Annotated in this window: 18 protein-coding genes; 12 read left to right on the forward strand and 6 right to left on the reverse strand. The window is 69.4% G+C overall.

Going from position 1 to position 24,614, the window contains the following annotated elements; genetic code table 11:
- The first annotated feature begins 62 nt into the window (after positions 1-62).
- From gcl to leuA, 3 genes are all read left to right on the forward strand, one after another.
- Entirely contained in the window at positions 63-1,778 is a 1,716-nt protein-coding gene (gene gcl, locus F4561_RS05670) for a glyoxylate carboligase (RefSeq protein ID WP_184575453.1), read from the forward strand.
- Positions 1,779-1,852: 74 nt separating this feature from the next.
- Positions 1,853-3,004, forward strand: coding sequence for an allantoicase (gene alc, locus F4561_RS05675; protein ID WP_184575455.1), 1,152 nt, complete (start codon positions 1,853-1,855; stop codon positions 3,002-3,004).
- A gap of 591 nt (positions 3,005-3,595) precedes the next feature.
- A complete protein-coding gene (gene leuA, locus F4561_RS05680; protein WP_184575457.1) occupies positions 3,596-5,296 on the forward strand; it encodes a 2-isopropylmalate synthase in 1,701 nt (566 codons plus the stop codon).
- Positions 5,297-5,378: 82 nt separating this feature from the next.
- Here leuA and F4561_RS05685 read toward each other — a convergent pair whose 3' ends face one another.
- Positions 5,379-6,053: a CAP domain-containing protein gene (locus F4561_RS05685; protein WP_184575459.1), complete on the reverse strand. Its 675-nt coding sequence runs from the start codon at positions 6,051-6,053 to the stop codon at positions 5,379-5,381.
- A 297-nt stretch (positions 6,054-6,350) separates the two neighbouring features.
- Here F4561_RS05685 and recO point away from each other — a divergent pair, with 297 nt between their 5' ends.
- The 3 genes from recO (at position 6,351) to F4561_RS05700 (ending at position 8,841) form a co-directional block, all read left to right on the forward strand.
- Positions 6,351-7,082 carry a DNA repair protein RecO gene (gene recO / locus F4561_RS05690; protein WP_184575461.1) on the forward strand — a complete coding sequence of 244 codons (732 nt, stop codon included), beginning with the start codon at positions 6,351-6,353 and terminating at the stop codon, positions 7,080-7,082.
- Positions 7,079-7,921 (forward strand): isoprenyl transferase, encoded by an 843-nt coding sequence (locus F4561_RS05695; RefSeq protein WP_184575463.1) that lies wholly within the window; start codon positions 7,079-7,081, stop codon positions 7,919-7,921. Before recO ends, F4561_RS05695 begins: the two co-directional genes overlap by 4 nt.
- 122 nt (positions 7,922-8,043) lie before the next feature.
- Complete coding sequence (locus F4561_RS05700) at positions 8,044-8,841, forward strand: SGNH/GDSL hydrolase family protein (protein WP_184575465.1); 798 nt, start codon at positions 8,044-8,046, stop codon at positions 8,839-8,841.
- Between the two features lie 81 nt (positions 8,842-8,922).
- Here the strand turns inward: F4561_RS05700 and F4561_RS05705 are convergent, their stop codons facing one another.
- The 4 genes from F4561_RS05705 to F4561_RS05720 all read right to left on the reverse strand — a co-directional run bounded on the left by F4561_RS05705 (position 8,923) and on the right by F4561_RS05720 (position 11,455).
- Positions 8,923-9,306: a Fur family transcriptional regulator gene (locus tag F4561_RS05705; RefSeq protein WP_184575467.1), complete on the reverse strand. Its 384-nt coding sequence runs from the start codon at positions 9,304-9,306 to the stop codon at positions 8,923-8,925.
- Positions 9,303-10,202 (reverse strand): metal ABC transporter permease, encoded by a 900-nt coding sequence (locus F4561_RS05710; protein ID WP_184575469.1) that lies wholly within the window; start codon positions 10,200-10,202, stop codon positions 9,303-9,305. Before F4561_RS05710 ends, F4561_RS05705 begins: the two co-directional genes overlap by 4 nt.
- Positions 10,195-10,947, reverse strand: coding sequence for a metal ABC transporter ATP-binding protein (locus F4561_RS05715; RefSeq protein ID WP_312885157.1), 753 nt, complete (start codon positions 10,945-10,947; stop codon positions 10,195-10,197). Before F4561_RS05715 ends, F4561_RS05710 begins: the two co-directional genes overlap by 8 nt.
- 112 nt (positions 10,948-11,059) lie before the next feature.
- On the reverse strand, positions 11,060-11,455 hold the full coding sequence (locus tag F4561_RS05720; protein WP_312885158.1) for a DUF6703 family protein: 396 nt from the start codon (positions 11,453-11,455) through the stop codon (positions 11,060-11,062).
- A 557-nt stretch (positions 11,456-12,012) separates the two neighbouring features.
- Here F4561_RS05720 and F4561_RS05725 point away from each other — a divergent pair.
- The 3 genes from F4561_RS05725 (at position 12,013) to F4561_RS05735 (ending at position 17,625) form a co-directional block, all read left to right on the forward strand.
- Complete coding sequence (locus tag F4561_RS05725; RefSeq protein WP_184575473.1) at positions 12,013-15,705, forward strand: bifunctional glycosyltransferase/CDP-glycerol:glycerophosphate glycerophosphotransferase; 3,693 nt, start codon at positions 12,013-12,015, stop codon at positions 15,703-15,705.
- Between the two features lie 73 nt (positions 15,706-15,778).
- Positions 15,779-16,072, forward strand: a complete 294-nt coding sequence (locus tag F4561_RS05730; protein ID WP_184575475.1) for an antibiotic biosynthesis monooxygenase family protein — start codon at positions 15,779-15,781, stop codon at positions 16,070-16,072.
- A 161-nt stretch (positions 16,073-16,233) separates the two neighbouring features.
- Positions 16,234-17,625, forward strand: coding sequence for a glycine--tRNA ligase (locus F4561_RS05735; RefSeq protein ID WP_184575477.1), 1,392 nt, complete (start codon positions 16,234-16,236; stop codon positions 17,623-17,625).
- Between the two features lie 268 nt (positions 17,626-17,893).
- Here F4561_RS05735 and trhA read toward each other — a convergent pair whose 3' ends face one another.
- Positions 17,894-18,679, reverse strand: a complete 786-nt coding sequence (gene trhA / locus F4561_RS05740) for a PAQR family membrane homeostasis protein TrhA (protein WP_376773642.1) — start codon at positions 18,677-18,679, stop codon at positions 17,894-17,896.
- A gap of 400 nt (positions 18,680-19,079) precedes the next feature.
- Here trhA and ppdK point away from each other — a divergent pair, with 400 nt between their 5' ends.
- From ppdK to F4561_RS05755, 3 genes are all read left to right on the forward strand, one after another.
- The gene (ppdK, locus tag F4561_RS05745; RefSeq protein WP_184575481.1) at positions 19,080-21,758 is read left to right on the forward strand and encodes a pyruvate, phosphate dikinase; all 2,679 of its coding nucleotides are present in this window, start codon (positions 19,080-19,082) and stop codon (positions 21,756-21,758) included.
- A 272-nt stretch (positions 21,759-22,030) separates the two neighbouring features.
- The gene (locus tag F4561_RS33585) at positions 22,031-22,951 is read left to right on the forward strand and encodes a YdcF family protein (protein WP_184575483.1); all 921 of its coding nucleotides are present in this window, start codon (positions 22,031-22,033) and stop codon (positions 22,949-22,951) included.
- A gap of 62 nt (positions 22,952-23,013) precedes the next feature.
- Complete coding sequence (locus F4561_RS05755; RefSeq protein ID WP_184575485.1) at positions 23,014-24,261, forward strand: deoxyguanosinetriphosphate triphosphohydrolase; 1,248 nt, start codon at positions 23,014-23,016, stop codon at positions 24,259-24,261.
- Positions 24,262-24,614: the final 353 nt, after the last annotated feature.

A 24,614-nucleotide genomic window follows, 5' to 3' on the forward strand; every position in this document is an offset into this window, starting at 1 on the left:
GGCCGCACCCAAGGTCCCACTGACGGGCCCAAAACCCCCTAGCACTGAAGGGTTTACACCAAATGGTACAGACACCTGCGATGGAAGCCGTTGTCGGCGTCCTGCGTTCGGAGGGTGTCGACACGATCTTCGGCTGCCCCGGCGCCGCCATCCTGCCGTTCTACGCGGCGCTGCGGGACAGCGGAATCGAGCACCTGATCGTGCGGCACGAGGAGGGCGCGACCCACATGGCCGACGGGTGGTCCCGCACAACCGGCAACGTCGGTGTGGCGGTGGGCACGTCCGGTCCGGCCGGGACCAACATGATCACCGGCCTGTACACCGCACACGCCGACTCCGTGCCGATCGTGTGCATCACCGGCCAGGCGGTCAGCTCCAAGCTGCACCAGGAAGCGTTCCAAGCGGTCGACATCGTCGACATCGCGGCTCCGGTCGCCAAATGGGCGGTCCAGGTCAAGGAGCCCGCCCAGGCGCCATGGATCTTCCGTGAGGCGTTCCGGATCGCCCGGTCCGGCCGGCCCGGCCCGGTCCTCATCGACCTGCCGCTGGACGTCCAGAAGGGGATCATCGAGTGGGACGGCACGATCGACGCCCCCTTGCCGGTGAGCAGGGTCGAGCCGCACCCGCCGCGCGTTGAGCGCGCGTTGGACATGCTGCTCGGCGCCGAGCGCCCGCTGCTGCTGGCCGGCGGCGGGGTCATTACCGGCGAGGCGCACAGCGAACTCGTCGAGCTGGCCGAGTACCTGCAGATCCCGGTGCAGGTCACCCTGATGGGCAAGGGCAGCATCGACGAGGACCACCCGCTGTACTCCGGCATGACCGGTGTGCAGACGGCGCAGCGCTACGGTAACGCCTCCTTCCTGGAGTCGGACCTGGTGCTGGCGCTGGGCGCGCGCTTCGGCGACCGGCACACCGGCACACTCGACGTCTACCGGGGCGACCGCCGGTTCATCCACGTCGACATCGAGCCCACCCAGATCGGCAAGGTCTTCCAGCCGGACCTCGGTATCGTCGCCGACACCCGGCTGTTCCTGCGCGCGCTGCTCGGCGCCGCCAAGAAACGCGGCGCCGGCAGCCAGCCGGGCCCGTGGGTCTCCCGCGTCGCGGAGCTGCGCTCCACCCTGACCCGGCGCGAGGACTTCGACAGCACGCCGATCAAGGCGCCGCGGGTGTACAAGGAGATCAACGAGGTCTTCAGCACGGACACCTACTTCGTCACCGCGATCGGCCTCTACCAGATCTGGGGCGGCCAGCACCAGAAAGCGGCCAAGCCGCGCCGCTACCAGATCTGCGGCCAGGCGGGCCCGCTCGGCTGGGAGATCCCGGCGGCGATCGGGGTGAAGAAGGCGCTGAAGGAGACCGACCCGGACGCGGAGGTCGTGGGAATCGTCGGCGACTACAGCTTCCAGTACATGGTGGAGGAGCTCGCGGTCGCGGCGCAGTACGACGTGCCCTACGTGCTGATCATGCTCAACAATGAGTACCTGGGGTTGATCCGCCAGGCGGAGATCCCGTTCGACATGAACTACCAGGTCGACATCCACTACGACACGTACGGGTCGGACAACGTCAAGATCATGGAGGCGTACGGGTGCTCCGGACGCCGGGTCCTCGACCCCGCCGAGATCCGGGGGGCGTTGGAGTGGGCGCGCAAGGAGGCGCAGCGCACCTCACGCCCGGTCCTGGTCGAGGTGATGATCGAACGAGAGGCCAACACCCCGCACGGCCCGGCGATCGACGCCGTTCGGGAGTTCGAGCCCCTCCCGGATCCCGCCTGACCCGGCGGTGGCCAGAGGCGGCCGGACGCGGACCCGTCCGGCCGCACCCATATCTGTAAGGAGTTGAGCCAGAAGTGCGTGACCAGGATTTCCTGCGGTTCCCTGACCTCGCCAGCCGCGGCATCGGCGGGGCGGTCGTGTACGCCAACGACGAGTCGTTCGCCCAACGGGAGAACCTCATCACGCCGGCGGCGCCCCAGTTCGACGAGTCGGAGTTCGGGCACAAGGGCAAGGTGTACGACGGCTGGGAGACGCGCCGGCGGCGGAGCCCGGGTCACGACTGGGCGATCGTCCGGTTGGGTGCGCCCGGCGTGGTGCACGGCGTGGTCGTCGACACCTCGTGGTTCACCGGCAACTACCCGCCGGAGATATCGGTGGAGGCCGCGGGTCTCGACGGCTATCCCTCGCCCGCTGACCTCGCCGAGGCCGAGTGGACCACCCTGGTTCCGCGCTCGCCGGTGGCCGGCGACACCGCCAACCGTTTCGCGGTGGCCGACACCCACCGTTACACCCACGTGCGCCTGAGCATCCACCCTGACGGCGGGGTGGCCCGCCTCCGGGTGCACGGCGAAGCGATCACCGACCCCCGCCTCCTGGTTACCGGCGGCCTCGACCTTGCGGCGCTGGAGAACGGTGGGCGCATTACGGGCTGCAGCAACGAGTTCTACTCCGCGCCGACCAACATCATCTCCCCGGGCCTGCCGCGCAGCATGGGCGAGGGCTGGGAGAACGCCCGCCGCCGCGACGGCGGCAACGACTGGGTGGAGCTGGGCCTGGCCGGCTGCGGCGAGGTCCGGCTGCTGGAGCTCGACACCAGCTACTTCCTGTACAACGCCCCGGGTGCGGCGCGCGTGCGCGGATGCGACGAGACGGTGTCCGATCCCGCCGACGAGGGGTCGTGGTTCAGCGTCCTGGAGCGGACCGACCTGCTGCCCGACACCCGGCACCGCTTCGTGGTCCCCGACCCGCGGCCGACCACGCGTCTGCACGTGGACGTGTTCCCCGATGGCGGCCTGGCCCGGGTGCGCGCCCACGGCCGCCTCACCGACGAGGGCCACCGGGCGCTCTGGCTGCGGTGGCTCAACGCGCTCCCGCGAGCGCAGGCGCGCACGGTCCTTGACGGCCTGGGAGTGCCGGGCGACGCCGCGGAGGCGCTGCTCGCCGCCCGCCCGGTGCGCAAGGTCGGCGAGCTTCCCGACCGCCTGGCGGGAGTCGTGGGCCCCTAAACCGGTGATGGAGGTGTATGGCGCGGCGTCCAACGGAGGCGGCGACGACGGCGGATGGCCCGGGTCGGCGGTAGTCGGTTCTGGTGGCCGGTGGTCGCGCGTGCGGCGGGGTGCGTCGCGGGTGTCCGCGGTGTCGTTCTCGGCGCTGGAGGTGTCCCCGCGGTCAGGGTCGGTTTCCGCGCGCTCGCGCCCCCGATACGCGCCACCCCCGGCCATCCGGCGCCTTCGCTGCCCTCGTCGGACGCCCAACCACTCGCCCACACCACCGATCTAGGACTCGGTGCGCCAGCGGATCGCGGCGCACCGGGGAGGGCAACGGAAAAGGTGTCCCCGCAAGGGGGCAGGGCGCCGCGGTGGCCACTTGGCCGGGCCGCCGCGGCGCCACTTCGCGGTGCTGGTGGGCGTGCCGATGGGCGGGGTGGGGCACCGCTGCTGTGCACGTCTGCTACCGTTGTCCCCAATATGCTGCGCGTGCTGCTCCTCCTTAGCGGCCGCGGCGGGGGTCGGTAGAAGGTCGGCTCCCTCGCCGCGGGGCTTTGACGTGTTCTTGTCGGCCACGACACCGCGAGCATTTTTTCGAGGAGCAACTTCATGGTGCCCCAGCAGCAACCCAGCGGGATGCCTTTCCAGCGTTACCAATCTTTCCCCGCCGTCGACCTGCCCGACCGCAGGTGGCCGGCCACCGCGATCACCCGGGCTCCGCGCTGGCTGTCGACCGACCTGCGCGACGGTAACCAGGCGCTGATCGAGCCGATGGACCCGCAGCGCAAGCGCGAGATCTTCGACCTGCTCGTACGCATGGGCTACAAGGAGATCGAGGTGGGATTCCCGGCCGCGAGCCAGACCGACTTCGACTTCGTCCGCGGCCTCATCGAGGAGGGCCGGATCCCTGATGACGTGCAGATCTCGGTGCTGACCCAGGCCCGCGAGGACCTGATCGAGCGCAGTGTGCAGAGCCTCGTCGGCGCGAAACGCGCCACGATGCACCTGTACAACGCCACCGCGCCGGAGTTCCGCCGCGTGGTCTTCGGGGTGGACCGCGAGGCGTGCAAGGCCATCGCCGTCGACGGAACCCGGCACGTGATGCGGTTCGCCGAGACCTACCTGGCCGACACCGAGTACTTCGGCTACCAGTACTCGCCGGAGATCTTCATCGACACCGAGCTCGACTTCGCGCTGGAGGTCTGCGAGGCGGTCATGGACGTCTGGCAGCCCGGTCCCGGGCGCGAGATCATCCTGAACCTGCCCGCCACGGTCGAGCGTGCCACCCCCAACACCTACGCGGACCAGATCGAGTGGATGAGCCGCAACCTGTCGCGGCGCGAGCACGTCTGCCTGTCGGTCCACCCGCACAACGACCGCGGCACCGCGGTGGCAGCGGCCGAGCTGGGCGTTATGGCGGGTGCCAACCGCATCGAGGGCTGCCTGTTCGGCCACGGTGAGCGCACCGGAAACGTCGACCTGGTCACCCTGGGCATGAACCTGTTCAGCCAGGGCATCGACCCGCAGATCGACTTCGGTGACATCGACGAGATCCGGCGTACTGTCGAGCACTGCACCCAGCTCCCGGTGGCCGAGCGCCACCCCTACGCGGGCGACCTGGTCTACACGGCGTTCTCCGGTTCGCACCAGGACGCCATCAAGAAGGGCCTGCTCGCACTGGAGGAGGACGCCGCGGCAGCGGGGGTCCCCGTCGAGCAGTACCCGTGGCAGGTGCCGTACCTGCCGATCGACCCCAAGGAGGTCGGCCGCGACTACGAGGCCGTCATCCGGGTGAACAGCCAGTCCGGCAAGGGCGGGGTGTCCTACATCCTGCACCGGGACCACGCGTTGGACCTCCCGCGCAAGCTGCAGATCGACTTCTCGCACAAGGTGCAGGAGCACACCGACGCCGAGGGCGGCGAGTTCTCGGCCGAGCGGATCTGGGAGATCTTCAGCGAGACCTACCTGTCGGAGAACGGCCCTGTGGCCGTGCTGGCCCACCGCTCCCAGCACACCGACGACGGGACCTACCAGATCGGCGCGGACGTGCGCGTGCACGGCGAGATCCGCGAGATCGTCGGCACCGGGCAGGGCCCGCTCTCGGCGTTCTGCGACGCGCTGACCGACGTCGACATCAAGGTCCGGGTGCTGGACTACATCGAGCACTCGCTCAGTGAGGGAACCGACGCCCGGGCCGCGGCCTACGTCGAAGCCGAGGTCAACGGCACGGCCGTGTGGGGTGTGGGCATCAACCACAACATCACGACGGCCTCGCTGAAGGCCGTGTGCAGTGCGGTCGGCCTGACCTAGCCCGGGAGCCGCGGACCCGCGGTGGTGGTGCCCCAGGGGCACCACCACCGCCGCCGCCGCTCGCCGCGGGGGCGGCTCCGGCTCACTGCGAACCGAACATCTGGGTCCACCGGTTCTGGTGCTCCCCGACGCCGATGGCCGTGTTGTCGCAGTTCAGGATGTTCCGGCGGTGTCCCGGGCTGTTCATCCAGCCTTCCATGACGGCCTCGGGGGAGTCGTAGCCCGCCGCCACGTTCTCGCCTGACCAGGCGTCGTAGCCCTCGCTCTGGGCACGCTCGGCGGGGGTGGTCCCGTCGGGGCTCTCGTGCGCCATGTAGTCCCGAGCGGCCATGTCCTTGCTGTGCTTCTCGGCAGCTCTGGTGAGGGCGCCGTTGGTGCTTACCGGGTCGCAGCCGGCATCGGCGCGCTCCTCGTTGACCAGGTCGACGACGGCGTCGACCTGAGTGCCGCCCCCAGAGCCCTCCGAGCCGTCGGAGTCGCCGTCGGTGTCCTCGGACCCGTCGGGGGAGGCGGGCATCTCGACCTGGTCGTCGCCCCGTGCGGTGGCACCGTGTTCGCTGGTGGTGGGGGAGGGGGTCTCAGTGGGGACGGCGTCGTCGGGAGCGGCGAAGAAGTCGTCGTTGGGGGAAGCGGAATTGTCCGGGAGCCCGGCCTCGGCGCCGGCGTCGGTTCCCGCAGGGGTGCCGTCCCTGCTGTAGGGGGTGGAGAGCAGCACCAGTGCCGCGGCCAGGCCGAGACCGATCGGCACCGCAGTCATCGCCCCGATGAGCGGCCCGCGCCAGCGCCGCCGCCGGGCGGGCCTGGGTGCGGGCCGCCGCCGGGGCGCCGCGCTTCCCGGTCCACCGGGTCTTCGGCTGGTATGGCGTCCACGTACCAAGGGGTTCTCCCCATTCCATAGGAAACCTCAGTCACTTCGCGCGGCATAGTAGGGCAAAACGCAAAGAATGGGGAGATCCCCTAGAACCGCCGCAGAACACGGCGTTCCCACCGATAGGCACTCGGGTGCGCGGCCCGGCGGGTCCACGCCCACTACCGAATCCGCGACAATGGGGGAGTGAGCCTTTACCGCGACGAGGGGGTGGTCCTCCGCACCCAGAAACTGGGGGAGGCCGACCGCATCGTGACCCTGCTGACCCGGAACACGGGGCTGGTCCGCGCGGTCGGCAAGGGGGTGCGGCGCACCAAGTCGCGCTTCGGCGCCCGGCTGGAGCCGTTCAGCCACGTCGACCTGCAGTTGCACACCGGCCGCACGCTGGACGTGATCACCCAGGCCGTCACGCTGCACGCCTATGGCGAGTCCATCGTCGCCGACTATCCGCGTTACACCGCCGCCACCGCGATGCTGGAGACCGCGGAGAAGGTCGTGGTGGTGGAGAAGGAGCCATCGCTGCGGCAGTTCCTGCTGATCATCGGGGCACTGCGGACGCTGGGGGAGAACGCGCACGACCCCCGCCTGGTGCTCGACGCCTTCCTGGTGCGCTCGCTCGCGGTCGCCGGGTACGCTCCCGCCCTGGAAGAATGTGCCCGTTGCGGGGCCCGCGGTGCGCACCCGTCGTTCGCGGTGCACGCGGGCGGTGTGGTGTGTTCGGTGTGCCGCCCGCACGGAGTGGCCAATCCGGCACCCGAAACAGTGCGCCTGATGTCGGCGCTGCTGCGCGGTGACTGGCAGGCGGCCGACGCTAGCGAGGAGCGGCACCGCACCGAGTGCAGCGGGCTCGTCGCGGCCTACCTGCAGTGGCACCTCGAGAACGGAATCCGATCCCTGCGCCTAGTGGAGCGTACTTGAGTCTGCACGACCGCAATTCAACAAGTACCGCCGGCTACCGGCCGCCGCGGCCGCACTCCAGTGGCGCGCGCCCGCCAGAACTGCCCAAGGAGCTGATTCCGGGGCATGTCGCCATTGTCATGGACGGCAACGGCCGCTGGGCCAAGGAACGCGGTCTGGCGCGCACCGAAGGGCACAAGGCGGGCGAGAGCTCCCTGTTCGACGTCATCGAGGGTGCGCTGGAGCTCGGCGTGCAGACCGTGTCGGCGTACGCGTTCTCCACCGAGAACTGGAAGCGGTCCCCCGAGGAGATCCGGTTCCTCATGGGGTTCAACCGCGACGTGATCCGGCGCCGCCGTGACGAGCTGCACGCGATGGGAGTGCGGGTCCGGTGGGCCGGCCGCAGGGGCCGGCTGTGGAAGAGCGTCATCTCCGAGCTGGAGCAGGCCGAAGAGATGACCAAGGACAACACCGCCCTCACACTGCAGTTCTGTGTGAACTACGGCGGCCGTGCCGAGATCGCCCAGGCCGCGTCCGCCCTGGCCCGGGCGGCGGCCGAAGGCAAGATCAATCCGAACCGGATCACCGAGTCGACGCTGGCGAAGTACCTCGACGAGCCGGAGATCGGAGACGTCGACCTGTTCCTGCGTTCCTCGGGGGAGCAGCGGTTCTCCAACTTCCTGCTCTGGCAGGCCGCCTACGCCGAATTCGTCTTCCTCGACACGCTCTGGCCCGACTTCGACCGCCGGCACTTCTGGCACGCCTGCGAGATCTACGCGAGCCGCGACCGGCGCTATGGCGGCGCCGTTCCCAACCCGGTGGAGCCCGCGCCGTCGAACGCGCCAGCGGCCGCGGAGTGAGCACCCCTTTGGCGGTGCGCCGCGCCGGCTCGCGCCGTGGGCGGTGACATGCCCGACACCCGGTCGCGAAAGACCTGCCTACTGTCGCGTAACCAGGGATTCCCACGGCATCATCGTGCAGTATGAGCGACTTTGACATCCGGCAGGACATCGTCTCCTACGTGGCTCTCGGAGACAGCTTCACAGAGGGCCTGGACGACCCCTATCCGGACGGTGGGGACGCGCCGCACGGCCGGTACCGCGGCTGGGCCGACCGGCTGGCCGAACACCTCGCGGACCACGCGGGCGAGGTGCGTTACGCCAACCTCGCCGTACGTGGCAAGCTCGCCCGGCAGATCGTCGAGGACCAGGTCCCGCGCGCTGTCGAACTGCACCCCGACCTCGTCACCCTGTGTGCCGGTGGCAACGACATCCTCCGGCCGGGCAGCGACCCCGACCTCCTCGCCGGTGTCCTTGAGTGGGCAGTGCGGCGGATCAGCGCCACCGGGGCCGAGATCGTGCTGTTCACCGGAATGGACCCCGGCTTCCAACCGGTGATGCGGCATCTGCGCGGCAAGGGCGCCACCTTCAACATGCACCTGCGCGCCCTGGCCGACGAGTACGGGTGCCGTGTCGTGGACCTGTGGGGGATGCGGACGCTGCGCAATCGCGGGGCCTGGAGCTGGGACCGGCTCCACCTGTCGTCCGAGGGGCACCGCAGGCTCGCGCTGCGCGTCTGCGAGGTGCTGGACATCCCGGTCGAGGACGACTGGAACACCCCCTGGCCCTCCGAGGATCCCAAACCGTGGCGCGCCGCTCGGCAGGACGACCTGCTGTGGGCGCGCGAGTGCCTGGTGCCGTGGATCGGGCGCCGGCTGACCGGACGCTCGTCGGGCGACGGCGTGCCACCCAAGCGGCCCAACCTGGAGAAGCTGCGGTGAACCGGGCTGTGCGCGCCGTGCACGCACAGCAGCGGGGCCCCCGGTCAGCGACCAGGGACCCCGGAACCCGCCCGCCGCCGCTTACGGATCGGCGGCGGCGCACTCCATACAGGTGCCAAACACCTCGACCGTGTGCGTGATGTCGGTGAAGCCGTGTGCCTTGCCGACGGACGCGGCCCAGTCCTCCACCGCTGGCCCCTCGACCTCCACGGCCTTACCGCACCCGCGGCAGACCAGGTGATGGTGATGGGTGTCGGTGACACAGGCGCGGTAGACGGCCTCGCCCTCGTCGGTGCGGAGGACGTCGACCTCGCCGGAGTCGCTCAGTGCCTGCAGGGCACGGTAGACCGTAGTCAGACCGATCTTGGATCCCTCGGCGCGCAGGTTCGCGTAGAGGTCCTGGGCGCTGCGGAAGCCGCTGCTCTCGTTCAGGGCCTGCCGTACGGCCTCGCGTCGTGTACTCATATGGGTGCGCTCCCCCGCTCGGTCTGGGGCATCGTACCGACACTAGGTGGTTCGCCACCTGAATGGGCGGTTTCCATCCGGCTCCGTCCATGTCGTAGGAGGTAACCGGCGCCGACCGCCACAATGAACACAGCGAGGGAGAGCAACACGATGGCCGCCCCCGGTGCCACGTCGGCGTAGAAGGCGGTGGACAGCCCACCCAGTGACGCGGCGACACCGATCCCCATGGCCACCCCCATGGTGACACGGAAACTGCGGGTCAGTTGTTGCGCGGCCGCCACTGGTACCACCATGAGCGCGCTCACCATCAGCACACCCACAACCCGCATGGCGATGACCACGGTCACGGCGGCGGTGACCGCGATAATCAGACTGAGTAGCCGTACCGGGAGCCCGTGGGCGCGCGCGACCTCCTCGTCCTGGCAGAGCACGAACAGTTCGCGGCCGAAGTAGCCGATCACGAGCAGCACCAGGACCGCCAGTCCGGTGACTACGTAGACGTCCTCCGGGCCCACGCTGCTGACCGAGCCGAACAGGAACGAGGTCAGCGTCGCGTTGTTCGAGCCGGGGGTCAGTCCGATCAGCAGCACACCGCCCGCGATCCCGCCGTAGAAAAGCAGGGCCAGGGCAACGTCGCCGCTTGCGCGGGCGCGCACCCGGATGAGCTCGATCAGCACCGCACCGACCACCGATACCGCCAGCGCAGCGAGGACCGGTGACGTGCTGGTGAGGAAGCCCAGCGCCACGCCCGTCAGCGCGACGTGCCCGATGCCGTCGCCCAGCAGTGCGAGGCGCCGTTGCACCAGGAACGTGCCGATCACCGGGGCCACCAGCCCGACCAGTGCCGCCGCGGGAAGGGCGCGCAGCATGAAGTCGTACTGCAGCAGCTCAAGCACGGCGGGGCACCTCGATGGCGGGAACCGCGGGCATGGAGGGGTCGGCCCCGGCGTGCGGGTGGACGTGGTCGTGGTGGTCTCCGGCGGACCCGTTGGGCGGGCCGTCGTAGGCGATCTGGCCGCCGGACAGCGAGATCACCCGCCGCAGCAGTGGCCGCAAAGGGCCGAGCTCGTGCAGCACCAGGATGACGGTGGCACCGTTCTCGCTCAGCCGCCCGATGATGCCGGCGAGCGCCTGCTGGTTCTCGTTGTCCACCCCGGACATGGGCTCGTCCATGATGAACGTGTCGGCCAGGCCGGCGAGGGCCCGGGCAATCAGGACCCGCTGCTGCTGGCCCCCCGACAGTTCGTGAGCGGAGTCGCGGGCCCGGTCCGCCAGGCCAACGGCGGCCATGGCGTCGTCGACGGCCGCGTTGTCCTCCTTGGTTGCCCAGTAGTACCGTCTGCGCCGGGAGACCTGGCCGGACGCCACGGTTTCGCGCACCGTGGCCGGGACGCCGCCGCCAGCGGAGAGCCGCTGCGGCACGTAACCGATCCGCCCCCAGTCGCGGAATCGGCGCAATGGGACACCGTGCACCTCGACCTGGCCGCGGGTGAGTGGCAGCACGCCCAGCATCGCGCGCATGAGCGTGGACTTGCCGGAGCCGTTGGGGCCGAGGATCGCGAGGGTGTCGCCCACGGGCACATCGAAGCTGGCATCGCGCACGGCGGGTGAGCCGTTGTAACTGACCACGGCATTGGTCACCCGGAAAGCGGGCGGCAGGGACGGTGGCCCGGCCCCGGGCTCGGAGCCTGAATGCGCAGGTCGCGTTAATTCAGCAGACACCTCTTAAGTCTGTCGAAAACGAAAATGGTTGTCAAAACACGCCACTTTGCAACAGACCTAATCCGAAAAGTGTGGCCACGACGATGACCCGCATCGTGCGCTCCCCCCGCCGCAGGTTCGGCCAGGCAAGGTAGGCCAACCAACCGAAGAAGGCCGCCAGGACGGCCAGCAGCACAGCGCCGGCGACGCCGGAGAGCAGCAGCCCGCCCACGAACACCGCCGCCATGGTCGCGGGCAGCAGCCATCGGGGGGCGTTGTGCAGCCAGACGAGCGGAACCGCGCTGCGTCGCTCGATCTCCCGCCGCAGTTGATTGGCGTCCGGTGTGTAGAAGGTGTCGCCGTTGGGCAGGCGCCGGGAGTGCGGCGGGTCGCCGCCGCTCCGCGGCGCCGATCGGTTCTGCTCTGACTCATCGCGTTCGGACGACACGCGGCTCCTCCGGCCGTGGACCTGTTCGGTAGGTGCGGGCCCCAATCGGGACTGTCAGGGCCCAGACTACGAACTGGGGGGAGTTTTTTGGAGTGCCTAGCCGCCGGGGTTCTGGAGGGTCCGTGGGTGGGGGAGCGAGGAACGAGCGACCACGCTGTAGGGCCCGAGGGTTCCCGGCTATCGGGCGCCCGCGAGCCTGCGAGCCAAGAAAACACAGGCGGGCGCCGCCGGGGTTCTGAGGGTTCGGAGGTGGGGGAGCGAGGAACGAGCGACCACGCCGTAGGGCCCGAAGGTTCCCGGCTTCGGGGCGCCCGCCCCGGCGAAGGGTTACCAGATCGCAGTTTAGGTCCGCACTCATGTACTCCGGCGATGCCGATATTTTGTAGGAGCGGCTGGCCGCGGGCCGCAACGCGCCGTTCCGCGTAGGCTGGCCTCGCGCTCATTTTTAGTAACTTAGAGTAGCGACGGGTGGATAGTCGCCGGGAGTAGCGCTCCTGGCCCCGTTCCGGCCCTCTGTGTCCCGCTCCACAGTAGATACCGGGGAGAGTAGTTTTTCCGTGCCGAAGCTCAGCGTCATCGTCACTTTCGACGTCACCGAGCCCCATCTGCAGCAGTGCCTTGACTCTCTGTACAGGCAGGGTGGGGGCGAGGACACCGAGATCGTTCTTGTTCCCGTCCAGACGCCGAGCGGCAGCGAGCGGTCATCCGGGGATACCCCCTTCGGCGCCAGAGTGCCTGACACCGAGAACGGTGCGAACGCGGAGAACTGCGACAACGGAGAGAGCTACGAGGGCACCGAGAACGGTGACTCCGGCTTCGCCGCGGAGGAGGACCCGCAGAACGCCGCCACCGACGACGAGGGCGGCGAGTCCACCGAAACGGCGCGCTCCGAAGGACTGGCCACGGCCCGCGAGGCCGCTGCCGGCTTGGACGCCGGGCTGATCCTGCTCGACGAGCCCACCGCCAGCCACACGGCGGCCCGCGCGGTCGGGACCCGGGCGTCGAGTGGTTCCTACGTGGTGTTCCTCAACGGGGCCGACACGCTCACCGGCTACGCCCTTGGCTACCTCGCGGCGTCCCTCGACGCCAGCGGCGCCGACCTGGCTGCCGGCAACGTCTACCGGTTCAACGAGCTGGGCGCCCGGCAGTCGCGGTCGCACCGCAGGATCTTCGCCACCGCGCGCACCGCGACCGACGCGCGCACCACTCCCTCGCTCCTCGGCGACCGGCTCTTTGGCAACAAGATGTGGCGGCGTTCCTTCTGGGAAGAGCTGGACGACCTCGGGTTCACCGACCCCGACACCGACCTGGCCGTGGTGGCTGCGTTGTTCGCGGCGCGCTCCGTCGATGTCCTCCAGGCACCGGTCCTGCTGCGCCGCGACCGGGATACCGGGACGGACCTGAGCGAGATCACGTCGATGACGCGCCGCCTTACCGCCATCACCACACTCTCCGGTGCGCTCCGCGGCGCCGACCGTGACCTGTGGGACTCCGGCACGCTCCGAAGCGACGTGCGCTCGGTGCTGCTCCGGCTGGACGACGCGTCCGACGCCGCGTGGGAACGGTTCTTCGAGCTCGCCAACACCTACCTCGACGGTGTGGGCAAGAGTGTGCTCGTCGGGCTCTCCGCACTGCACCGGCTCAACTACTACCTGGTGCGCAGGCGCGACGGTGAGCGGCTGCTGGAGACCATCACGTTCCAGAAGAGCGTGGAGCTGAGGAAGGCGCAGGTGGTGCGGCGCGGACTGCGCTACTACATCCACTACCCGTTCTTCGAGGACGCCTCGGCCGGGGTGCCTCGCGAGATCTACCGGCTCGACTCCGAGCTCAAGGTGCGGCAGAAGACCGAGGGTGTCGAGTGGCGCGACGGCAAGCTGGTCGTCCGGGGGCGTGTGGGCATCACGCACCTGCGGGCGCGCCGGCGCTGGCATCAGCATCTCGTGGCGTTCGCCGTGCACACCGGCACGGGCCGGCGCATTCCCGTGCCCGTCAAGGTGCGGCGCGCGGCCGAGTACCGGCTGCCGGACGTCGCTGACGCCGCCCGGCATGACTACGGCGGGTTCGAGATCGTCCTCGACCCGTCCCGGCTGCGGGTCTCCGGACAGTGGCGGGTCGCCGAGTGGCGGCTGGAGCTCGTCGTGATCAACCGCGGCCTGATGCGCCGCCGGATGATCTGCAACCCGGTCGCCGGATCGCCGGAGCGCCCGCCCTACCACCGGGTATCTGGTGATGTCTGGATCAGGCCAACGTGGAACGCGCACCGCGAGCTCACCATCGCGGTCGATCCGGAGCGTGCGCGGGTGACCCACCACCGGATCGACCGCTCCGGGAACCCCGAGCTGGAGATCACGGGGGAGTTCGTGTCTCCTCCGGCGGCCGAGTCCCACCTGCTGCGGCTGCGCCGGATGCCCGGAACGGCCGAGCTCGAATACCCGTTGCGGGTCGAGGGCGGCCGTTTCACCGCCCGGGTCTCACTCCAGGAGCTACTCACCAACGTGGTCGACGAGGGGCGCGGCCAGTTGCGCCAGGAACAGTGGGAGGCCAGTCTGTGCACTGCCGACGGCACCTCTGTCCCGCTGGTCCTGCCCGATGAGGCGGACCTCGCGGCCTACCCCGCAGGCGATGGCCACCACGAGGTCGCCGTCCAGCGCACCAGCACCGGGCACCTGCGGGTGCGCGCGGGCTGGGGGCGCCCCGTCGTCCGCGCCGCCGAATGGTCGGGACGCGAGCTGGTGCTGAGCGGGTACTACGCTGCCAACTCCGAGATCGAGCTGCTGTTCAAGGCACGCGGCCGCGAGGAGGAGCACCGCCTGGCGGTGGAGCGCGAAGGCACCGGGTTCCGGGCGCGCTTCGCCCCCGCCGAGATCGAGACCCTGGCGGGCACCGTCCCACTGTCGGCGGGCACCTACCAGCTCTGGGCGCGCGTGCACCTGCCCGACGGGGACAGCAGCGATATCGGTGCCGAGCTCGACGCCGACTTCGTGCGCACCCTGCCTCTGGAGATGAGCACTCCGCGGCGCGAGTTCACGTTCGCCGACTCCGGGTTCGACACGCCGGTGCTCAAGGTCGGCACCGACCTGCGGCCCGAGGAGCGGGGAAGGTTCGCGCAGCGGCAGTTGCGCGAGGTCGGCTACCCGGAGATGCGTGCGGAGAGTGTGCGCGAGGAGATCCTCTTCGACAGCTTCACCGGGCGGCAGTTCTCCGACAGCCCGCACAGCGTCTACGCCGAGCTGCGCTCGCGCGGCGGCGAGTGGGCCGACTACCCGATGTCCTGGCTCGTCGCGGACGGGCAGGTGAACCTGCCGCCGGACCTCACGCAGGTCCGGCACTACGGCACCGACTTCTACGAGTCCCTGGCCCGGTGCCGGTACCTGGTCACCAACTCCCGCCAGCCCGCGTGGTTCACCCGGCGGCCCGGCCAGACCGTGGTCCAGACCTGGCACGGCTCGATGCTCAAGCGCATCGGCTTCGACATCGAGAACATCCGGGGCAAGTCCCGGGACTACCACGAGAAGCTCGCGTGGGAGACCCAGCAGTGGGACTATCTCGTCTCGCCCAGCCCGTGGGCGACCCCGATCCTGCGGCGCGCGTTCCGGTTCGACGGCGAGATTCTGGAGACCGGGTACCCGCGCAACGACATCTTCTTCTCTGCCGACCGCGACGCGATCGCCGCCCGTACCCGGCGGCGCTTGGGGCTGCCCGACGACAAGAAGGTCATTCTCTACGCGCCCACCTGGCGCGACGACAAGTACTACACGCGCGGCAAGCACAAGCTCGACCTGCACCTCGACCTGCGCCGGATGTACGAAAAGCTGGGCGACGACCACGTGCTGCTGGTGCGGCGGCACCCCCGGGTGGTCGACAGCGTTCCCAACGTGGGTACGAACTTCGTCTACGACGTGTCGCTGTACCCGGAGATCATGGAACTCTTCCTGGTCACCGACATCCTGGTCACCGACTACTCGTCGATGATGTTCGACTTCGCCAACACCGGCCGGCCGATGCTGTTCTTCACCTACGACATCGAGAGCTACCGCGACAACCTGCGCGGGTTCTACTTCGACTTCGAGGAGACGGCCCCCGGCCCGCTGCTGCTGGGTTCCGACGACGTGATCAGCTCGATCGTCGACATCGACGGCGTTGCCGAGTCCTACCGGGAGAAGTACCGGGCGTTCACCGAACAGTTCTGCCCGCTGGACGACGGCAACGCGGCCGCCCGGGTGGTGGACCGGGTCTTCGGCGAGCGGTGACCTGCTGCTCGGGGTGCCGTCCGGGCCGGCGCCTCGGCTGCGGGCGCTGGTGCAGCGGTGAGAGGATTGGCTGGTGATCGTTATCGCCCGCTTCACCGTGTCCCTGGAGGACGCCGACGACTTCGTGGCGCGCGCGGCGGGGGCCGTCGAGGCGCTCGGGAGCCGTCCGGGGTTCCGCGACTCCTGGATCGGACGGGCCGCCGACGACCCAACACTGTGGACCGTGGTCACCGAGTGGGACGGGCCGGGCTACTACCGCCGTGCGCTCTCAGACTTCGAGGTCCGTATGGCCGCCGTGCCGCTGCTCTCGCTCGCCCATGACGAGCCGACCGCATTCGAGGTGGTCTCGGGACACGAACCCGGGTGACCACCGGAAACCCGGTCGAGCCCGTGAGGTTCGGCGCGTATCGTCAATGGTGCGCGCGGTGGCCTCCGGGTCGCCTAGGCTGTGGGACAACCCCAGCGTTTTTCCGGGCATCGCGATTGCGCGATCCGCCGACCGCCAGCCGGATGGAGAGTCGAAAGACAATGGCCGTCAAGTCGGAGGCTATGGACACCCTGGTCAACCTCGCCAAGCGTCGAGGTCTGGTCTACCCGTCGAGCGAGATCTACGGGGGACTGCGCGCCTCTTGGGACTACGGCCCGTTGGGCGTGGAGCTGAAGAGCAACATCAAGCGGCATTGGTGGCGCGCCATTGTCCAGGAACGCGACGACATCGTGGGCTTGGACTCCAGCGTGATCCTGGCCCGTGAGGTGTGGGAGGCGTCTGGGCACGTCAAGGCATTCGTTGACCCGCTCACCGAGTGCCAGTCCTGCCACAAGCGGTTCCGCTCCGACCACCTGATCGAGGCGTACGAGGCCAAGCACGGTCGCCAGCCGGCGGGCGGCGTGGCCGACCTCGCGTGCCCGAACTGCGGCGCGAAGTCCTCGTTCACCGAGCCGCGCATGTTCAGCGGGTTGCTGCACACTTACCTCGGCGCGGTACAGGAAGACGAGTCCGGGCTGGCGTACCTGCGGCCCGAGACCGCGCAGGGCATCTTCGTCAACTACCTGAACGTGCAGCAGAGCGCGCGCCGCAAGATCCCGTTCGGCATCGGGCAGATCGGCAAGTCGTTCCGGAACGAGATCACACCCGGCAACTTCATTTTCCGCACCCGCGAGTTCGAGCAGATGGAGATGGAGTTCTTCGTCCGGCCGGGCGAGGACGAGGAGTGGCACCAGCACTGGATCGACACCCGGTTGCAGTGGTACGTCGACCTGGGCATCTCCAAGGACAACCTGCGGCTCTACGAGCACCCGCAGGACAAGCTCGCGCACTACGCGAAGCGCACCGTCGACATCGAGTACCGGTTCAACTTCACCGGAACCGAATGGGGCGAGCTTGAGGGGATCGCCAACCGCACCGACTTCGACCTCAAGACGCACGCCGAGGCGTCGGGGACCGACCTCTCGTACTTCGACCAGGAGAACGACGAGCGCTACATTCCCTACGTCATCGAGCCCGCGGCCGGTGTCGACCGCGCGTTGCTGACGTTCATGCTCGACGCCTACAGCGAGGACGAGGCGCCCAACGCCAAGGGCAAGATGGAGAAGCGCGCCGTGATGCGGCTCGACCCGCGGCTGTCGCCGGTGAAGGTGGCGGTGCTTCCGCTGTCGCGGAACACCGACCTCTCGCCGAAGGCCCGCGATCTCGCCGCCGCGTTGCGCCGCCGGTGGAACGTCGAGTTCGACGACGCCGGTGCCATCGGCCGGCGCTATCGTCGTCAGGACGAGATCGGTACGCCGTTCTGTGTCACGATCGACTTCGACACCCTGGACGACAACGCCGTTACGGTGCGCGAGCGCGACAGTATGTCGCAGGAGCGCGTCGGGCTCGACCGGGTGGAGATGTACCTGCTGGAGCGGCTTCCCGGCTGCTGAGCGCCCGGGTGGGTGCGCGTCTTGGCGCGCACGGAAGAGGCGGCCGGACCCGGGGGGATTTGGTTTCCGGCCGCCTCACCGAACTCCTCCGGAACGCCCGGAAGAACCGGTTAACAAACTATCTGGGGAGTTCCGGAAGGGGCAGTGGTTTCGTCCCTATCGTCCGGCCCTGTAAGCGAATCGTGATTGGCGTCCGCGGAAGCGGTTACGCGGTGCCAGAGTCTTGCCTGGGGCGTCGCGAGGACGTGCGATTACCGCGCGCGCCGGGTCATGCCGCCGTGTAGACGATGAAGGACACGGCGATGTAGTGGCACACGTAGGCCCCGATGGTCAGCGTGTGGAAGATCTCGTGGAAGCCGAACCAGCGCGGCGCGGGGTCGGGCCACCTGGTGCCGTAGACGACCGCGCCGACGCTGTAGAGGACACCGCCCACCAGCAGCAGGATCCAGGTGGCCGGGGCGGTTCCGGCCACCATGTCCGGGACGAACAGCACCGCCACCCACCCGAGGGCCAGGTAGAGCGCGGTCGACAGCCAGCGGGGCGCGTTGAGCCAGAACATCTTGAACAGCACGCCGGCGATCGCCGCGCTCCAGATAGTCGAGATCATCGCGACACGGGCGGTGCCGTCCAGTACGAGCAGCACGAATGGCGTGTACGTGCCGGCGATGATCAGGTAGATGTTCGCGTGGTCGAGCCGGCGCAGGATCGCCATGCCGCGCTGGGACCATCGGCCCACGTGGTAGATCGCCGACGTGCTGAACAGCAGGACGGCGCTGACCGCGTAGATCGCGCTGGCGAGCCGGGCGAACCCGGTGGGTGCGAGGCTGACGAGGACGATCCCCGCCGCGAGCGCCAGGGGGGCGGTGCCCAGGTGCAGCCAGCCGCGTAGCCGGGGCTTGACCGCCTGCAGCAGGTCGGCGGCGCGGTCAAGGGACTCGCCGGCCAGGGCTCGGGCGCCGCTGTCGTGGGCGCGTTCCGCGAAGGTTGCCGTGTGCTCGGTCGCAGACTGCGTTCCACTGTCGTGTTGCGTGTCGTCGTACCGCTCTGCGGGCACGGGCGCTCCTCCGTCACAGCGGCGCTCGGATGGCTGTTGGTCGCGTCGGGTCGGTACGTACCCCAGAATACCTACGGATGCGTAGGTTACTGGGTGGTAGTTCTGTGGTTCTACGCACAGCATGACACCGCGGCCCGGGTGCAGTGGACCACGAGTGTGCCCACATGCGGCGTGATCCGGCCAAACGCCGCTGAACTGCCCTGTTGTCCCCCTTTCCGGGATCCGATGCCGCGTGTGACCCACCTCTCCGACGCGGTTGGCTGAACCATTGGTCTATGCCTCTATCTATCCAATAACCTGCGAAAACATCGATATAGCGGCGTAGTGACGAGCTCGATCGGGGCAGGCTGGATAGAGTCGCGCACATTCGAGGTCGAGCGGCCGTGAAAAGGAGAGCCCGGTGCCCAAGTACGTGTACGAGTTCGCCGAGGGCAACAAGGATCTCAAGGATCTTCTCGGTGGTAAGGGAGCCAACCTCGCGGAGATGACCAACCTGGGGCTCCCGGTTCCGCCAGGGTTCACCATCACCACCGACGCCTGCCGGCACTACCTGGACCACGGTCAGACGCCCGACGGGCTGGACACCGAGATCGAGGAGAAACTGCGTGCCCTGGAGGCGCGCATGGACAAGAAGCTCGGCGACGCCAACGATCCGCTGCTCGTCAGCGTGCGCTCCGGCGCGCGCTACTCCATGCCCGGCATGATGGAGACCGTCCTCAACATCGGACTCAACGATGACTCGGTGCACGGGCTTGCGGCACAGGCCGGAGACGAGCGCTTCGCGTGGGACTCCTACCGCCGCCTGATCCAGATGTTCGGTAAGACGGTGCTGGACATCGATGGCGACCTCTTCGAGGACGCCATCGAGGAGGCCAAGCGGGCCAAGGGGATCACGAACGACCTCGACCTTGACGCGGCCGACTTCGAGCGGCTCGTGCAGGGCTTCAAGGACATCGTGGCCGAGCAGACCGGGCGCGGCTTCCCCGGCGACCCGCGCGAGCAGATGGACCTGGCGATCAGGGCCGTCTTCGAGTCGTGGAACGCCCCGCGCGCCGCTCTCTACCGCCGCCAGGAGCGCATTCCGGCCACGGCCGGCACTGCGGTCAATGTCTGCTCGATGGTGTTCGGCAACATGGGCATGGACTCCGGCACCGGTGTCGCCTTCACCCGGGATCCCGCGTCCGGGCAGCAGGGCGTCTACGGGGACTACCTGCAGAACGCGCAGGGGGAGGACGTCGTCGCGGGAGTCCGCAACACGGTGCCGCTGGGCGACCTGGAGCGGATCGACAAGGGCAGCTACGACGAGCTCATGTCGATCATGGAGAAGCTGGAGAACCACTACCGCGACCTGTGTGACATCGAGTTCACCGTCGAGCGCGGCAAGCTGTGGATGCTGCAGACCCGTGTCGGCAAGCGCACGGCCGCCGCGGCGTTCCGGATCGCCGACCAGCTCGTGGACCAGGGCATGATCACGCTGAGCGAGGCGGTCACCCGGGTCACCGGCGACCAGCTCGCCCAGCTCATGTTCCCGCGTTTCGACGAGACCGCCGAACGCCATCGCATCGGCCGCGGGATGAACGCCTCGCCGGGCGCGGCCGTGGGCCGGGCGGTCTTCGACTCCTACACCGCCATCAAGTGGTCCCGGAGCGGGGAGAGTGTCATCCTGTGCCGCCGCGAGACCAACCCCGACGACCTTGAGGGGATGCTCTCCGCCCAGGGCATCCTGACCAGCCGGGGCGGCAAGACCTCGCACGCCGCCGTAGTCGCGCGGGGGATGGGCAAGACCTGTGTCTGCGGCGCCGAGGAACTCGACATCGACACCAAGAACCGCCGCATGGCCGCGCCGGGCGGCGACGTGGTCAACGAGGGGGACGTGGTCTCCATCGACGGCACCAGCGGTGAGGTCTACCTCGGCGAGGTCCCGGTGGTCGCGTCACCGGTGGTCCGCTACTTCGAGGGCGTGACCGACCCGGCGTCCAGCGAGGCCGACGACCTGGTTCGCGCGGTGCACCGCATCATGCGCTTCGTTGACGCCGCGCGCCGGCTCGACGTCCGGGCCAACGCCGACACCGCCGAGGACGCCGCCCGGGCCCGCCGCATGGGCGCGCAGGGCGTCGGGTTGTGCCGTACCGAGCACATGTTCCTGGGCGACCGCCGCCAACTGGTCGAGCAGCTCATCCTCGCCGACACGGACAAGGAGCAGGAGGAGGCCCTGGCGGCACTGCTGCCGCTGCAGCGCGCCGACTTCGTGAGCATCTTCGACTCGATGGACGACCTGCCGGTGACGGTCCGGCTGCTCGATCCGCCGTTGCACGAGTTCCTGCCCGACGTCACCGAGCTCTCGGTGCGCGTGGCGGTGGCCGAGGCCCGGGGAGAGAAGCACGAGAACGACCTGCGGCTGCTGCAGGCCGTGCACAAGCTGCACGAGCAGAACCCGATGCTCGGGCTGCGCGGCGTACGCCTCGGGCTCGTCGTACCCGGCCTGTTCACCATGCAGGTACGCGCGATCGCGCAGGCCGCGGCGGAGCGGAGGAAGCAGGGCGGCACACCGCGCCCGGAGATAATGATTCCGCTCGTGGGGACCGTCCAGGAACTGGAGATCATCCGTGAGGAGTCGATGCGGGTGCTCCGCGAGGTCGGCGAGGAGTACGGCGTGGAGCTGGACTTCCCGATCGGCACGATGATCGAGCTGCCGCGCGCGGCCCTGACCGCCGGGCAGATCGCGGAGAGCGCGGAGTTCTTCTCCTTCGGCACCAACGATCTCACCCAGACCGTGTGGGGCTTCTCGCGTGACGACGTCGAGGCGTCGTTCTTCTCCGCCTACCTTGAGAAGGGCGTCTTCGGTATCTCCCCGTTCGAGACTCTCGACATCGAGGGCGTCGGCCGGCTGGTCCGGATCGCGGTGGAGGAGGGGCGCGCCGCACGCCCGGACGTCAAACTGGGAATCTGCGGGGAGCACGGCGGCGATCCGGCATCGGTGCACTTCTTCCACTCCGCGGGGCTGGACTACGTGTCGTGCTCGCCGTTCCGGGTCCCGGTGGCCCGGTTGGAGGCCGGGCGGGCCGCCGCCCAGGAGTGATTCCGCAACTACTCGCCGTTCCTCGGGGCGGGCACCGGTGCGCCGGTGCCCGCCCCCACGGTTGTGCGCTGCATTGGGAGCATCGCACGAAAATTTCGTGTCTTTCTCGTGATGCATGCGTTACCTGTGCATGATGGGCGTAGTCCAGTACGCTGTGCGCGCGGAAAGTACGCCGGCGACCTCTCTAGGGAACTCATCCCGATTCCGGGGCGTCAGTCCCTTGAGGTCGGCTATCGTCGGTCGGATTCAACTATTGGCGCAGGGGGTGAGAGGTGCGGACAGCGGGGGAAGGCCGAGGGGACAACCGCGATGAAGGTCTACCTGAGGACTACGCGCCCGGTACTACAGCGGAGACCGCGCACCCCCTCACCCGCGAAAGCGCCGACCTCCAGCGAACCCAGCGGTTCACCCGGTCCGCCGGCGACACCCCCAACGGGGCCGACGGCGCGAGCGATGCCGGGTCCGCCGACCGCACCCGCCAGTTCTCTCGTGCGGACTACCAGGCGACCGCCGACGACAGTGACGAGCCACCCGCCGCGCCACCCCGGTCCGCCACCCCGCCGCGCCCGCGGCGCAGGCGGTTCCGCAAACGCTGGATCGTCGTGCTGGTCGTGCTGGCCGTGGCCCTGACCCCAGTCGCGACCTGGGGGTGGGTCTGGAACACGGCGCGGCAGGACGAACGCCCGCGCTCCGACGCCATCATCGTGCTGGGGGCCAGCCAGTACAACGGTGACCCGTCCCCGATCTTCGAGGCCCGGCTGCAGCACGCCGCCGACCTCTACCAGGAGGGGGTGGCCCCCGTGATCATCACCGTGGGCGGCAACCAGCCCGGCGACAACTACACCGAGGGCGGCGCCGGCCGCGACTGGCTCGTCCAGACGGGTGTGCCAACCGAGCAGATCGTCGCGATCGGCGAGGGCAGTGACACGCTACGCAGCATCGAGGCCGTGGCGGGCGTGTTCAACGAGCGGAGCTGGGAGAGCGCGGTAATCGTCTCGGACCCCTGGCACAGCCTGCGGTCCCGGCAGATCGCCCGCGACTTCGGAATCGACGCCGAGACCTCCCCGGCGCGTTCGGGGCCCGCGGTCCGGGAACGCGAGACCCAGTTGTGGTACATCACCCGGGAGACCGCGTCGCTCTGGTACTACTGGATTTTCGGTGACAGCAGCGACATCGTCGTGCACGCCGCCTGAACCGCGACGCCCATGGCGCTGTGCCGTCCCGCCGACCCCCGCGCGTAGGCTCGTAGCCGACCATGCCTTCATCCGGAGAGTCAGTACCGCCCGGCTACGGGCCCCACGCCCGCGAGCGCTGGGCGCCCGAGCCGGCCAAGAGCCGGCAGCGCGGTCCGTTCGAGCGCGACCGCGCCCGGGTGCTGCACAGCTTCGCCCTGCGCCGGCTGGCCGCCAAGACCCAGGTGGTGCGGCCCGGAGCGAGCGACTTCCCGCGCACCCGGCTCACCCACACCCTGGAGTGCGCCCAGATCGGCCGGGAGCTGGGGGGTGCCCTGGGTAGCGACCCCGATCTGGTCGAGGCCGCCTGTCTGGCCCACGACCTCGGGCACCCGCCGTTCGGCCACAACGGTGAAAAGGCGCTCGACACCGCCGCGGCGCCGTGCGGCGGCTTCGAGGGCAACGCGCAGAGCCTGCGGCTGCTCACCCGCCTGGAGTCGAAAGTGCTCGGCCCGGACGGGCGAAGCGCGGGACTCAACCTCACCCGGGCCACCCTGGACGCCACGCTCAAGTACCCGTGGCAGCGGGGGCATGCCGGCGCGACCCGCAAGTTCAACTGCTATCCCGACGACACCGAGGTCTTCGACTGGATCCGCGACGGCGCCGAGGAGCACCGGACCTGTGTCGAGGGCCAGATCATGGACTGGGCCGACGATGTCGCCTACTCGGTGCACGACCTGGAGGACGGGCTCTACGCGGGCACGATCCGGCTCGACGCGCTGCGCAGTCGGGCCGGTCGCGCGGAGGTGTGCGCGCTCGCCGCCCGCGAGTACACCGACGCCGACCCCGACGAACTGGCGAACGCGTTCACAGCGCTGCTGGACGCGCCGTTTTGGCCGCGCGAGTTCGACGGCGGGATGCGCTCGCTCGCGGCGCTGAAGAACCTGACCAGCGAGCTGATCGGCCGGTTCTGCCGCGCGGCCGAACACGCCACGCGCGAGGCCGCTGGCACCGCGCGGGCCGCGCGCTACGCCGCGAACCTGGTGGTCCCGCGCGCCCAACTGCTCGAATGCGCGTTACTCAAGGCGGTCGTCGCGCACTACGTGATGACCAGCGCGGAGGCGCGCGACTACCAGGCCCGGGAGCGCGCGCTGGTCACCGAACTGGTCGCGGCCGTCCGGTCGGGCGCGCCACAGACCCTGGAGCCACCCTTCCGCGCCGACTACGAACACGCCACCGGCGACCAGGCCGCCCTGCGGGCGGTGATCGACCAGGTCGCCGCGCTGACCGACACCTCCGCGACCACCTGGCACGCGCGGCTGGTGGGGTAGGGGCTGACCGCGACCGAGGTAGTGTCTCGCCCACATGGCCATGTTGTGCCGGGATGGTGGCCACCAGGTGCTGCGGGCACCGGTGCTGGCCGTGGATGGTTAGGCGCGCGACGGGGAGCGGTGAGGGCAGTGGGTGGGCCGGCCCCGGGGTGTTCGGTGCTGGTGCCCGGTGGTGGCGCGCCCAACGAGAGCAGCGAAGGCAGCGGATGGGCCAGCCCGCGGTGATCGGTGCTGGTGCCCGATGGTGACGCACCCAACGGGGGCGGCGAAGACCGGTGGCGGGACGCAGCGGGGGTGTCCGTGGGGACATTCTCGGCGCTGAACACGTCCGCACAGTCAGATTCGATGCCGCG

The sequence above is a fragment of the Lipingzhangella halophila genome, from assembly GCF_014203805.1.
GTDB classification, from domain to species: domain Bacteria; phylum Actinomycetota; class Actinomycetes; order Streptosporangiales; family Streptosporangiaceae; genus Lipingzhangella; species Lipingzhangella halophila.